The 12,140-nt window shown below is 53.8% G+C and carries 12 protein-coding genes; 4 read left to right on the forward strand and 8 right to left on the reverse strand.

All coding sequences use genetic code 11. The features are described from left to right. Positions 1-84: 84 nt before the first annotated feature. Positions 85-1,311, reverse strand: coding sequence for an MFS transporter (locus GN112_RS02710; protein ID WP_231716914.1), 1,227 nt, complete (start codon positions 1,309-1,311; stop codon positions 85-87). A 332-nt stretch (positions 1,312-1,643) separates the two neighbouring features. Here GN112_RS02710 and GN112_RS02715 point away from each other — a divergent pair, with 332 nt between their 5' ends. Then, positions 1,644-2,642 carry a J domain-containing protein gene (locus GN112_RS02715; protein ID WP_155308823.1) on the forward strand — a complete coding sequence of 333 codons (999 nt, stop codon included), beginning with the start codon at positions 1,644-1,646 and terminating at the stop codon, positions 2,640-2,642. Between the two features lie 70 nt (positions 2,643-2,712). On the opposite strand, the gene GN112_RS02720 is transcribed toward GN112_RS02715, so the two are convergent. From GN112_RS02720 to GN112_RS02735, 4 genes are all read right to left on the reverse strand, one after another. After that, entirely contained in the window at positions 2,713-3,294 is a 582-nt protein-coding gene (locus GN112_RS02720) for a hypothetical protein (protein ID WP_155308824.1), read from the reverse strand. A 351-nt stretch (positions 3,295-3,645) separates the two neighbouring features. Then, complete coding sequence (locus GN112_RS02725) at positions 3,646-3,825, reverse strand: hypothetical protein (protein ID WP_155308825.1); 180 nt, start codon at positions 3,823-3,825, stop codon at positions 3,646-3,648. Between the two features lie 2 nt (positions 3,826-3,827). After that, complete coding sequence (locus GN112_RS02730; protein WP_162458745.1) at positions 3,828-4,343, reverse strand: YceD family protein; 516 nt, start codon at positions 4,341-4,343, stop codon at positions 3,828-3,830. 58 nt (positions 4,344-4,401) lie between these two features. Then, the gene (locus GN112_RS02735) at positions 4,402-4,758 is read right to left on the reverse strand and encodes a cytoplasmic protein (protein ID WP_155308827.1); all 357 of its coding nucleotides are present in this window, start codon (positions 4,756-4,758) and stop codon (positions 4,402-4,404) included. A 163-nt stretch (positions 4,759-4,921) separates the two neighbouring features. Between GN112_RS02735 and GN112_RS02740 the strand changes: the two genes are divergently transcribed. Continuing rightward, the gene (locus tag GN112_RS02740; protein ID WP_162458746.1) at positions 4,922-5,995 is read left to right on the forward strand and encodes a cation diffusion facilitator family transporter; all 1,074 of its coding nucleotides are present in this window, start codon (positions 4,922-4,924) and stop codon (positions 5,993-5,995) included. A gap of 7 nt (positions 5,996-6,002) precedes the next feature. Here GN112_RS02740 and GN112_RS02745 read toward each other — a convergent pair whose 3' ends face one another. From GN112_RS02745 to GN112_RS02755, 3 genes are read right to left on the reverse strand one after another with little or no spacing between them, the layout of a single operon-like run. Then, positions 6,003-8,744: a sensor histidine kinase gene (locus GN112_RS02745; RefSeq protein ID WP_231716915.1), complete on the reverse strand. Its 2,742-nt coding sequence runs from the start codon at positions 8,742-8,744 to the stop codon at positions 6,003-6,005. 12 nt (positions 8,745-8,756) lie between these two features. Further along, positions 8,757-8,981, reverse strand: a complete 225-nt coding sequence (locus GN112_RS02750) for a hypothetical protein (RefSeq protein WP_155308829.1) — start codon at positions 8,979-8,981, stop codon at positions 8,757-8,759. Between the two features lie 5 nt (positions 8,982-8,986). Then, the gene (locus GN112_RS02755) at positions 8,987-9,724 is read right to left on the reverse strand and encodes a DUF2760 domain-containing protein (RefSeq protein WP_231716916.1); all 738 of its coding nucleotides are present in this window, start codon (positions 9,722-9,724) and stop codon (positions 8,987-8,989) included. A 336-nt stretch (positions 9,725-10,060) separates the two neighbouring features. On the opposite strand from GN112_RS02755, the gene GN112_RS02760 reads away from it, so the two are divergent. After that, positions 10,061-10,282 carry a hypothetical protein gene (locus tag GN112_RS02760; RefSeq protein WP_155308830.1) on the forward strand — a complete coding sequence of 74 codons (222 nt, stop codon included), beginning with the start codon at positions 10,061-10,063 and terminating at the stop codon, positions 10,280-10,282. A gap of 114 nt (positions 10,283-10,396) precedes the next feature. After that, on the forward strand, positions 10,397-12,025 hold the full coding sequence (pgi, locus tag GN112_RS02765) for a glucose-6-phosphate isomerase (RefSeq protein ID WP_155308831.1): 1,629 nt from the start codon (positions 10,397-10,399) through the stop codon (positions 12,023-12,025). Positions 12,026-12,140: the final 115 nt, after the last annotated feature.

The following is a 12,140-nucleotide window of genomic DNA, read 5'->3' on the forward strand; positions in this document are numbered from 1 at the left end:
GAAATTATGTTATCAGCTGATGGAAAACCCTTTCCCCATCCATTTGTCGGCTGCAAAAACAGATCGCTAACCGGCCGGTATTGTTCATTCTGACTTAAAGGAATTATAGGCCCGGTCCGCTCCGCTGGCCAGCTGCCGATCATCGGGCAACCGGAAGACAAAAGGCAACCCACTGAAACCGATGACAGCGAAAATGACGAAGGTCTTTTCCAAACCGATCAGATCGGCGGCGATGCCCACGATGACCACCACCGCCGAGCGGGCCAGAAATGAAATCATCATGAACAGCCCGTTGGCCGCCGAGGGGCTTTCCACGGCACTCTCCTGAATCAGAGCCAGCATTACCGGTGTTGTGGAGAGCAGGGTGAAACCGGTCAACACCAGCATGACATAGGCGATCCACCCGTCCACCCAGACAAATGTCAGCAGGGATATGGGTGCCCCCAGAAGGGAAAACGTCAACATGCGCCGCCGCCCCATACGGTCGCTGAGGGTTCCGGCCACCATGACTCCCACAACACCGGCAATTTCGTAAATGGTCAGGCCGGCACCGGCCAGCCACAGGTTGCCGGTATGCATCACGATAAATGTCGGCAGAAAAGAGGCCATGCAACCGTGCATGAAGCCCCGGGCGACCAGGATGCCGGTTATCGGTTTGAGCACGGGGGCCATGTCGCGCCAGGTTTGCAGGAGCGGCACCGGAGTTCTGGATGCGGTGGTTACCGGCAGATCCCGCGTATTGAGGTACAGGATGAACGAACAGATAAAACTGATGCCCATGACCGGATAGAAACCGTCCAGCCCCATCAGGGCGACCGCACTGACCGCCGCCATGGGGCCTGCCGCCCGGGCCGCTTCCCCTCCCACCATGAAAAAGGACATTCCCATCCCTTTGCGGTTGCCGGCCATGCGGGCCACCACCACTGGCGCGGGCACATGGAAAATGGAGACACTGATTCCGGCAAAGACCATAAGGATCAGCAACATCCCGAAGGACGGGGCAACACCGATCAGGCTCATGGGAACGGCGGTAAGCGACGGGGCCAGAACAAGAAACCAGCGCACACTGATCCGGTCGGCCAATGATCCGATCCAGGGGTTGAACAGGGCGGGCAGCTGCATCACCGTCGAAAGCAGCCCGGCCTGGGTGAGGCTCAGGGAGAGCTTCTCGATGAGCAGCGGAAGCAGCGGTGCCAGAAAAGCCGAATAGATGTCGTGAATAAAATGGCCGATGGAGACGGCCAGAACACCCGGCAGGTTGAAGCGATTGATCGGCATTTCAGTTTTGGTGGAGGCAGGATCGGATTTCACGGTGTCGAAATGACCTATACTGGGGTTGAGGGTTTCTGAATCGGTTGCCCTTTTTCACGAATATCCAACGCTTGGCCGTTGGACAATGACGGAACGGACAATATTGTTGCTCCAACCTGTTTTCAGGGGACGTACCGGTTCCTGAGCGGGAGCCCCTTATACCTGCCCGTTCCGCTCGGGTCAAGGCGAGAGAAGGTGGTTGTCACTCCCCATACGATTGTTTTTTTCGGCAAAGCGGTTATGTTAACGGTTGCGTATGCGCGTCGTACTCGAACTTGGATGCGCAGCAGACAGATGCCCCACCATTTAATCGAAGACGAGGAATCGCACCCATGTATCTTGCCTGTCTGATGGACAACCGCCATGGCCGCCGCTTTCTGATCCGCCACTCCTTTGACGATGGGGATTGCTATCGCAGTCGCGACCTTTTCGATCTGGGAACGGATCCCGCCCGATTTATTCACTACCCCGGCGGCAATGGGTTTTACATTGATTCTCGGGTCGAGGAGGGCATTGCCGCCAAAGGCCTCACTGTTTCACAGGATGACCTCGAACCCATTTTCATGCCGTTTCTGGATCCGCATATCCGGCGGGTCATCGACGGGTTTGACCGGCGGGCAAGCAATGGCAACGCCCGGACCGAATGTGGCTCCAGTGCTGAGGTTCACCTTTTTGACCGCTACCGGCTGCACTACCTGAAACTGGGGCGCATCGAACGCCGCAGCATGGGATGCATGCCACGGCATTTTTATCGTGGTCTCCAAGAGAAATCGAGAGATGAGATCGAATATGACTTCATTGACGCGGAACAGATACTAAAGCCCCATGAACTGGCCCGCTACACCTATCAGATCTTTGACCTTCAGGTTTGCTTCAGCGAGTCATTTGCGCGCAGTCATCCAGAAGGCCTTGACCAGACGCAGATGGACCGCTTTTTTGTCGATCGCCTCTGCCGGCTGAACCGCGACACCTCCTTTTGGGCAGGATGCCCGTCGGAATCCGGGCTCAGATATCATTTGATCCGGTACGCGGTGATGTATTTTGACAATGCCTTTCCCACCCGTGATCCGTTTCACGATTACCTGCGTGACTTCATGAATCGCCACCGGGTTTATCGTCCACCGCAAAGTGTCCAAATCAGTCTGGCCGAATCCGCCAAGCTTTTGGATGTGAGCGTGGACATGCTAAAAAAGATGGACTGCCGCACGCTGACCCGTCAATACCGCAAGCTGGCCATGCAGCATCATCCGGACAAAGGGGGCGATCAGGATCATTTTGTAAGGCTTAATGCCGCTTACCACAAACTGTTGAACCGGAAATCGAGAAGCTGATCTGAAAAGGGCGTAAAAAAGGCGTCGGTTGATGGACCGACGCCTGGGCAATCCCGCTTGATTGACAGGATCAGGACTGCGGCGGGGCGGCGGGTGGGGCCACCCGGGTCCGTTCCTCATAGGTGGAGAGCAGAAAGAGGGTGGCCAGCGGTTGGGTGAAAAGCACACCGATAAAAACCGTTCCACCGATAGTCGTGATGGCCAGGTAAATGATGACGATAACTATATGATCCACCAGTTCACCCTGCCGGCTCATGGCGTAACTCTCTTTGATGGCATCCATGATTCCCAGATTCCGGTCGGTCATCAGCGGCAGCATGTAGATACAGCAAAAGGTCACCGCAACGACGAAAATGAGACCGGGTATAAAGAAAAGCATGAAGCCGATGGAACTGAGCACAAAAACGGCAACGCCGAATCCGAGCAAAGGAAGAAACAGCTTCATGTGGGTGAAAAGATCCTGCATTTTTGGCTCCCGGCCGTTACGAACCAACAGAAGCAGGCTTTGGGTGTAACCGGCCAGGGTTACCGGTGCCAAAATGCCCAGCGTCAGTGCACTGATGCCCACAAAGACCAGGGTTAACAGGATCAGTGATACAATGTTTCCAAGGGTCAGATTCCAGGCGGTTTCAATATGACGCTTAAAATCCATGGGGTCTCCTGAAAGGGTAAAGGTTAATCATAAGATCGATCCAAACGCCCTTAGGATCGGGAATTTTATTAATTGAACAAAATTGCTTGTTCTTGCGCCCGTCTTCCGCGTTGCATCAACGGCCACATACTCCCAGTATGCAACCGTTGATGCGCCTTGAAGACGAACACAAGCCCGGCGCAATTACGTTCAATTAATTTCATCCCCGATCCTTAGCCGAATTTAACTCATGCCGCTTGATGGGAGATTGTTTGCCGTGGAACAGATGCTGGGATATAGCCGGTTTAAACGGAGGTTGTCAACCTTGACAGATTCGCAAACCGCCCATAACGGGTCGCCTCTGCTGTCAGTTCAGCGGTCCAGTTGTCCATCAAGGATGCGCTTGACCTGGTCACGTTCATTTTTTGCCTGGGCCAGTTTCAATTTGAGCGCGTCACTTCTATTTGGCGGACAGTCTGAAAGGGCTTTATCCAACCGGTCAACCACCTGCTGAAGTCGGTACAGATCCTTTGCGATCATTCGCAGGGACATGGCTACTCCTTTTTAGCGGGCAGGTTGAGGGATTTAAGCACGGCAAAGGGACTGTTTTGCATACCCGACCGGCAACTGCAGGTCTCCTTGTTGAGGTTGACGCCACACTGGTTGCACAATCCCCTGCAATTGTCGTCACAGATTGGCTTGAAGGGCAGGGCCATAATCATCTGCTGGGCGATTTCCTCGCCAAGATCGATACTTTCACCGGTGTAGGGGATCACATCCATGTCATCCGCGCGCAATTCGATCTCTTCCCGGGATTCCGAATCCAATGAAATTGAATGGCTTGGAACCGCGGTGGCGCTAAAATCGGTCTCCATCTCAAACTCAAACGGTTCCAGGCAGCGACTGCAGATCAGGCGGGCGCAGGTATCCAGTGATCCCTCGATCAGTATCGCATTCCCGGTGGGCACCGCGTGGATGCGGACATGAAGCGGACGGCTAAAATCGACCTGGCCGTCCCGGATGAGTGCATGGACAAGCGGCAAGGCAGCGGCCTCGGTCCGTTCGTCCATGTCCCATCCTGAAGGGGGTATGGAGTCAATAAAAAGTCGTAACATGCATGTGAGATCCCTACCGGCCGGGAACAATAATTCGTGAATCGTTCTGTTTCTTTTGTTGCTCTTCGGCCTGCATTCGTTTGATCTGTTCGATGACCTGCACCATTTCCTGTTCCATGGCCTGGGGAAAGGCCGCAATGGCTTCCGTCAGGTTGTTGGCCATTAACCGGGCCTGCAGTGGCAGCGCCCCCTGGGGAGTCATAATTTGGGTATGACCGTAAAAAATCGGTGACCGACTGGAATCATCCGCTCCGTCGGCAGTGATCGGAATCATGCGTCGAATGGAGGCCACTTTCAGGTCGGTGATGGCATCCTCACGGTAGAGGTTATTTGTATCGACTGTAAAATCAATCTGTTCTTGTCCTGGCATGAAAGCGCTCCATTCGTTTTGGATGATTGGTGTGGAAAATTGAATCAGGCAATTACCTACCTGATTTGCGTCCCGGTGTCACGAATTTTATCGGATTTGCCGGCACTCCAAGCGATCACAGATGGTTGAAGTTTTTAGATATCGGGCATATAATCACTTCACCATGAGAACCCAATCCGATCCGAAGCCTTTCATCAGCATCCAGTTCAAACGGCGCATGCGGGCCATCACCAGTTCCTTGATTGTTGCCACCGGGCTCATGGCCGCGAAATTTTACAGCTATCATCTGACCCACTCTTCAGCGGTTCTTTCCGATGCATTGGAGTCCATTATCAATGTGGTGGCGGCGGCCTTTGCCATGGTGAGCATCTGGATGGCCGCCCAGCCCCCCGATCCTGAGCATCCTTATGGCCATGGCAAAATCGAATATTTTTCGGCCGGATTTGAAGGGGCGTTGATTATTCTGGCGGCCATCGGTATTTTTAAAACCGGTATCGATCAACTCATGTTTCCCCATCCACTGGCCAATCTGAATGCCGGGTTGCTGGTTTTGGTTGCCGCGTCGGCAGCCAACTTGGGACTTGGTATCATCTTGATACGGATTGGAAACCGGGTCCAGTCCCTGACCCTGGTGGCCGACGGGAAGCATGTCCTTACCGATGTCTATACCTCCGGGGGCGTTGTCGCCGGTCTGATTCTGGTCCAGTGGACGGGGTGGATGTGGCTGGACGGATCGATCGCCTGTCTGGTGGGCGTCAATATTCTGCTGACCGGCACCCGTCTGGTGGGACAGAGCTTCTCGGCCCTGATGGATGCTTCCGATCCGATGCTGCTTGACAGGATAACCCAGTTGATTATAACCCACCGCCATCCACACTGGATCGATATTCATCAATTGCGAGCATGGCGCAGCGGTAATTTTGTGCATATCGACTTGCACCTTGTTCTTCCCCGTCAGTACCAGATCGATGACGCCCATGCCGATGCCAAGGTATTGGAACAGATGCTGATCGACCATTTTGACGGCAATGCCGGTGTCCTGGTCCACATCGACCCCTGTCAGGAGGACGACTGTCCGGTATGCCGCAAGTACCGTTGTGAACAGCGCAAAAAACCCTTCAACAACACCCGTGCCTGGGACCGGGAATCGCTTACCGCCAACAAATCCGACGGGTTGGCGTCGCCACCAGAAAAAACGGCGCCTGACACCGGGGAAAAGGGAAATGGTGACGTTTAGCGCCCCGTCAGTCCCGTTTTGGTGAAGAACTGATTGGGGAACGATCGAGCGGCAGGGTGAAATAGAAAGTGGCGCCTTTTCCCGGCTCACTTTTCACATTCAGCTCACCATGGTGATATTCGATGATCTGGCGGGTAATGGCCAGGCCCAGACCGGTGCCGGCCGGCCGGCCGCGCGACGGATCAACGACCTGCTGAAATTTATCAAATATCTGTTTTTGGTCACTCTCACGGATGCCGATCCCATTGTCGGTGACCGCCAGAGTCAGCTGCTGATCGCCATATTTCAAGCTGATGTCGATGCGACCCTGATCAGGGTCGCAGAATTTGACCGCATTGGAGATCAGATTGATCAGGGCCTGGATCAGTTTGTCCCGGTCTCCGTCGACCGGTCGCGAGGCGTGGGGCAGGTGAAGCCTGAGGTCGATTTTTTTGTCGGCCACCAACTGACCCGTGGCGCTGACAGCATCTTCCACAACCTCCTTTAAATCCACACGGGTGATCTGCCAGCGGGAGCGACCGGATTCCAGCTTCTGGAAATCGAGCACCTGGGTGATCAGACGGGTGAGCCTTTGGGTTTCGCTGATGATGATTCCGGAGAATTCATGTTGTCGGTCGGGCGGTGTTTCCGGATAGTCGCGTAAGATCTCCGCCAGCGACTGGATAGCGGTCAAGGGCGTTCGCAATTCATGGGAAACGGTCGAAATGAAGTCGTCCTTCATTCGATCCAGCTCCTGCAGACGCTGGTTGGCGGCCCGCAGTTCCGCCGTGGTACGCTCCAGTTCCTGACTATAGATGATTGTCTGACGGGTTTCATCCAGGATATCCATCACCTCTTCGAGCCCCAAGGGTTCTTCCTTCACCAATGAAGCAACCATTACCCGCGCCGCGGCCGAACCGATGGCGCCGGCCAACATACGTTCAATGTGATTGACCAGTCCCGGGTCCCGGGTCAGGGCCTGCTCCCGATCAATCCCATGGGACATGGCATAACTGTCCAGTGACGCTTCGGTTCGCTCACGTCCCAGAAACCGCTCCAGCATGAGGACTAGGTCAGGCAGATAGGCGGTTCCCCGCCAGAACGAAGAGTCGTGCACCCGGCCCACATAACGGTAGACATCCACGAACATGGCCGCCTGGGTATGTTCAATGGCCGACGGTCGGCTGAATAACGAGCCCGACAGATAGCATCCGATATTGGCCAGCATACTCCAGAATACGGCGTGGGTAATGCGATCGAATACATTCAGCCCGAAAAGTTCAAAGGGCTTGAGCATGGCAATGCCATAAGGACCGTTGGCCAGAAAGTCCTTGGGGATCAATCCGGCACTGGCCAGCGTGGGCAGAAACAGGGTGTATGCCCATACCGAGAACCCGGCAACCAGACCCAACAGGGCGCCGGTTTTTGTGCCCCCTTTCCAGAAAATGCCGATCAGCATGGCCGGAGCGAACTGGGCCACTGCGGCAAAGGAGACCAGACCGATGGAAACCAGGGTGTAATATTCTCCGGCAAAGTGAAAGTAGGCGTACCCCATGAGCAGGACCAGAACAATGCTCAGACGGCGGATGGAGAGCAAAATGGAACTTAAATCCTTACGCTGGGCCAGTTTCAGAAACGGCAGATGAAGCAGTGCCGGCATGACCAGATCGTTGCAGATCATGGTGGAAAGGGCCACGGTTTCCAGGATCACCATCCCCGTGGCCGCCGACATGCCGCCAATGAAAACCAGCAGCCCCAGCGATAGCTGGCCGTTGGCCATGGGCAGGGCCAGGACGAACATGTCCGGATCATGTTGTAACGCACCAAAGGTCAGAAGCCCGGCAAAGGCGACGGGCAGAACAAAGAGGTTGATGGCCAGGAGGTAGAGGGGGAACATCCAGATGGCCTTGGTCAGATGGGTTTCGTTGACGTTTTCCACCACCATTACCTGGAACTGGCGGGGAAGAAAGACAATCGCCATCATGGAGAGAAAGATGTGCGCCAGCCAGCTCGAAAACGCACCCACGTTTTCCGGCAGGGTCATCAACAAACGAAGCTCGGGAAAAGCCATGGCCCTGGTGGCGATATCCCTGAATCCGTCGAAAATAAAGTAGGTGATGAAAATCCCCACCGCCAGAAATGCCACCAGCTTAACGATGGATTCAAAGGCAATGGCTGCCACCAGGCCTTCATGACGCTCAGCGGCCTCGAGATTGCGGGTCCCGAAGAGGGTGGCAAAAATCGCCAACAGGAGGGCGACATAAAAAGTGGTGTCGCTCAAAACGCTGATGCTGACCGGGTGGGTATAAGGTTTCAGTGACGGGTACTGGTGAATCAGCAGAAAGGAAGTGGATATGGCTTTAAGCTGAAGCGAGATGTAAGGAACGATGCCCAAAACGGCAATTACGGTCACCAAACCGCCGAGGGTCATGCTTTTTCCATAGCGGGATCCGATAAAATCGGCAATGGAGGTGATTCGATGGGTTTTGGATATACGGATGATTTTTTTCAGAACCAGCCAGCCCAGGGTCGTCATCAAGGTCGGGCCGAGATAAATGGTCAGAAAGGAGGGGCCGGCAGATGTCGCGCGGCCAACGCTGCCGTAAAACGTCCAGGCCGTGCAATACACCGCCAGGGAGAGGGCATAGGTATATGGATTGCTGATGATACTGCGACCGGCATCGGCGCGCATGTCGCCATAATAAGCGATACCGAACAACACGCCGATGTAACACAAGGAGACGAAAATGATCGTTTCCGTGGCCAGCACCCTTGATCCCTTTCAGTCGTGGTCATCGGCAATCGGTCGGCCAGGCGTTGACCTGCTGATGACCATCATCAGCAGAATCAGCAGCGCCCAGACGCCAAACAGGTAAAGATAGAGGGCAGGCAGCCCCATGATTAGTGAATGCTGATTGAAAAGGCAGAGCAGGGGAAAATTGAACAACAGAAATCCCAGTAAAAAAAGTCCGACCAGCCGTCTTCCGTTGATCTTCTCACGAGTCATCGGTGTTATTGCACTTCAACTTCTGCCGGGGCAATGATATTCGGGTTTTCCACTTCAGACAGATCGGGTAATGCAAATGTCCGCAGCTGCCACCCCCGATGTCGCAATACCCCCTTGAAGGGCGGTTCACCCACCACATTGCCCACCAGTTTGATGGCATGGGCGTCGAACCCGGCGTCAATTTCAACAGTCTCGCCTTCGGCCTGCGACATGACCGGTTCGGGTTTCAGATAACGCTCCACGGTTTTCCGACAATTCTCATGGATGCCACGTACGGCAGCCCCGATCTGCCCATCTTCATACAGGGAGAGATCTTCCTGGAAAAAATCCATCAACCGGCCTTCACGCTGAAGCACGGAGAACAGGTGCACAAAAAGCCGTTTTTCATGACTTTTGCGTTTGTTGCGATCCGCCTCGCTCTCTTTGGGGGCGGAATCTGCGGATTTTTCAGGTTTTTTCCGGGTTACCGGTTCCAATTTAGTGGAGACGAGGCGGGCAAGGATGTTCTTCTGAAACAACCATTGCAGAACGCCGAAAAAAATGATGAAGACAAATACATAAGCGTAATCTTGAATGTCGATGGACGTTCCCAGCTTCTGGTATTGCCACAGAAAACAGGCACCCACCACCGATAAAAGCAACGAAAAAACAAGTGACAGCAGAAAAGACCGTCGATAATACGATTTCAGTACCGAAGAAACGTTCATCTCTGTTTTTACCCGTTTGGTTGGTGTTGATGGCATGGAATTCGTCGGCAATCTAAAGGCAAACCGGTAGTCGTGTCAAGAGGGTCGATGGCCCCGGGCAGGAGAACCGCTTCAAGCAATTGACATTTGGCATCATCCATAAGAAAGTAAGGAGTGCCGATAACGATATTAAAATGCCAAATTTAAAAATCCAAATGCCAATTGACTGAAAGTTAAGTGCGGTTACCCTGCCGTTGTTCCGGATTTGCCTTGTACCGGACAACGGGTTATGATAATCAAGATTACACAATAATCACAGAGCATGCGATCCGGATTGATTTAACCAACAGGGGCGCCATTGGCAGATGAATAGGAAGCTTTTACTGATTCCCCATGACAAACAAATACAGACACCGTTTCGATTTTGATATCGGTTACCTGGTGAAAAGCCCCTGCCGGGAGTGCCTCGACCGTGACCTTTTCCCCAATTGCATGGATACCTGCATGCCACTGGACCGGATTCGGACGGTGTTGGCCAATAGTGTTTCTTGTTCACGTTCCCACGGCTCCATGGAATCCCACGCCATCTTTCAGGAATCCGGGGAAAAAAAATAACCGCACCTGACTTTCAGTTTTACCCACCGCAGCGATTTTTCTATTAACCTAGTGAACCACTTCAATGTACCGGTCCAATTAGCAAGTAAAGGCCGGGCAGAGGAGGAGGCGAGTATGGCAGAATATCGTTTTGATGAACATGAATTGCACGGGCAACTGGTCATTCAGGCCCGTAAAATGTCTGACAATTCGACCCATCTTAAAAACCTGATTGCCGATGAAAGCCGTTTGGCCTCTTTCAGCGTCAATGGTGGTGGTCTTTTTTTTGATTACTCCCGTCAGCGGATGGACAAGGCGGGCATGCAACTGCTTTTTGAACTGGCCGAGGCATCCGGCGCAAGGAATCGTTTTGCCAGGATGGCCGCCGGCGAGAAAGTCAATATCACTGAAAATCGGGCGGTGCTGCATATGGCTGCGCGAAGTTTTGCAGATGTTCCGATCATGCTGGATGGCCGGGATGCCAGAGCCGAGCTTATGGCCGTACTGGATAAAATACGGACGTTTACCAATGCGGTTCATAGCGGAGAGGTCAACGGCAGCGACGGACAAAAATTCAAGCATGTCGTCGTGGTGGGTATCGGCGGAAGTTACCTGGGCACCGAGTTTGTCGCCAGAGCCCTCGAAGCATTTGCCGACCGAGACATCCAACTGGATTTTTTAGCCAATGTGGATATACACAATTTTGGCGCGATCTGGACACGTATCGATCCCCAGCGGACATTATGGATTATCATATCAAAAAGCTACACCACCGCCGAGACCATGGCCAACGAAGACCTGATTCGCCGCTATATGATCGATTGCGGCCTGGACCCGGCCAAACACATCGTGACGGTCACCAGCAAAGGCAGTCCCGGTGATCAGGGGGGCGGACGGGAGATCGCCGCGTTTCATATGTTTGATTTTATTGGCGGCCGATACAGTGTCACCTCGGCTGTGGGTGGCGTCCCTTTAAGTCTCTACCTAGGTTACGATCGCTTCGAACGTTTTCTCAAAGGGGCCGAAATGATGGATCGACATGCCATCAATGCTCCGGCCGAGCAAAACCTGCCGCTCATCGCCGCCCTGCTGACCGTCTGGAACACCAGCTTCCTGGGGTACCCGCAGGGTGCGATCATCCCTTATGCTTCGCCCTTAAGCAAACTGGCGCCGCATGTGCAGCAACTGAATATGGAGAGCAACGGAAAGTCCGTGGATGCCACGGGACGATTTCTGGCTGAGCCCGCCGGAACAGTCATCTTCGGTGAACCCGGCACCAATGCCCAGCACTCCTTTTTTCAATTGGCCCACCAGGGGAAACCGTTTCCCGTTGAATTTATCGGCGTGCTGAATCCGCAATACCGGATGGATGAAGGGTGCTGTAAGGGCGTGGGGCATCAGCAGGAGTTGTGGGCCAATCTGCTTGCCCAGGCCACCGCTTTGGCCATGGGACGGGAAAATGACGATCCGGCCAAGTATTTTTCCGGCAACCGCCCCTCATCGATCCTTGTTATAGAGGATCTGGAGCCGGAGAGTGTCGGCCGGCTATTGGCTTTTTACGAGGCCAAGACCGTTTATGAAGCCTTCATCTGGGGTATCAACCCCTTTGACCAGTTTGGTGTCGAACTGGGCAAGGTAACGGCCGGCACCCTGCGAAAAGCCATGGCCGTCCACAATGATAACCCGGCTGACAATTTCAGTGGGCTGGATCCGATCAACCGGCGCTATCTGCAGATGTTATCCAGTGGCAAGCTGATCGATTAATCTGTCGACGCCCAATCATAAATTGTGCCCATCCATAAATAAACAAATGGGTCATTTATGGTTGGGCACCCATTCGCCTCCCCCTACCGAACCCCAGGAACATACCGTCCCACTG

Source organism: Desulfosarcina ovata subsp. ovata, from assembly GCF_009689005.1.
Taxonomy (GTDB): domain Bacteria; phylum Desulfobacterota; class Desulfobacteria; order Desulfobacterales; family Desulfosarcinaceae; genus Desulfosarcina; species Desulfosarcina ovata.

Excerpts from the sequence above, each read along its gene's own strand:
- GN112_RS02725 (WP_155308825.1), bottom strand. The coding sequence starts at position 3,825 with ATGTCCCTGCGAATGATCGCAAAGGATCTGTACCGACTTCAGCAGGTG.
- GN112_RS02740 (WP_162458746.1), top strand. The coding sequence starts at position 4,922 with ATGAGAACCCAATCCGATCCGAAGCCTTTCATCAGCATCCAGTTCAAA.
- GN112_RS02750 (WP_155308829.1), bottom strand. The coding sequence starts at position 8,981 with ATGACTCGTGAGAAGATCAACGGAAGACGGCTGGTCGGACTTTTTTTA.
- GN112_RS02755 (WP_231716916.1), bottom strand. The coding sequence starts at position 9,724 with ATGCCATCAACACCAACCAAACGGGTAAAAACAGAGATGAACGTTTCT.
- GN112_RS02720 (WP_155308824.1), bottom strand. The coding sequence starts at position 3,294 with ATGGATTTTAAGCGTCATATTGAAACCGCCTGGAATCTGACCCTTGGA.
- GN112_RS02760 (WP_155308830.1), top strand. The coding sequence starts at position 10,061 with ATGACAAACAAATACAGACACCGTTTCGATTTTGATATCGGTTACCTG.
- GN112_RS02715 (WP_155308823.1), top strand. The coding sequence starts at position 1,644 with ATGTATCTTGCCTGTCTGATGGACAACCGCCATGGCCGCCGCTTTCTG.
- GN112_RS02730 (WP_162458745.1), bottom strand. The coding sequence starts at position 4,343 with ATGGACGAACGGACCGAGGCCGCTGCCTTGCCGCTTGTCCATGCACTC.
- GN112_RS02735 (WP_155308827.1), bottom strand. The coding sequence starts at position 4,758 with ATGCCAGGACAAGAACAGATTGATTTTACAGTCGATACAAATAACCTC.
- pgi (WP_155308831.1), top strand. The coding sequence starts at position 10,397 with ATGGCAGAATATCGTTTTGATGAACATGAATTGCACGGGCAACTGGTC.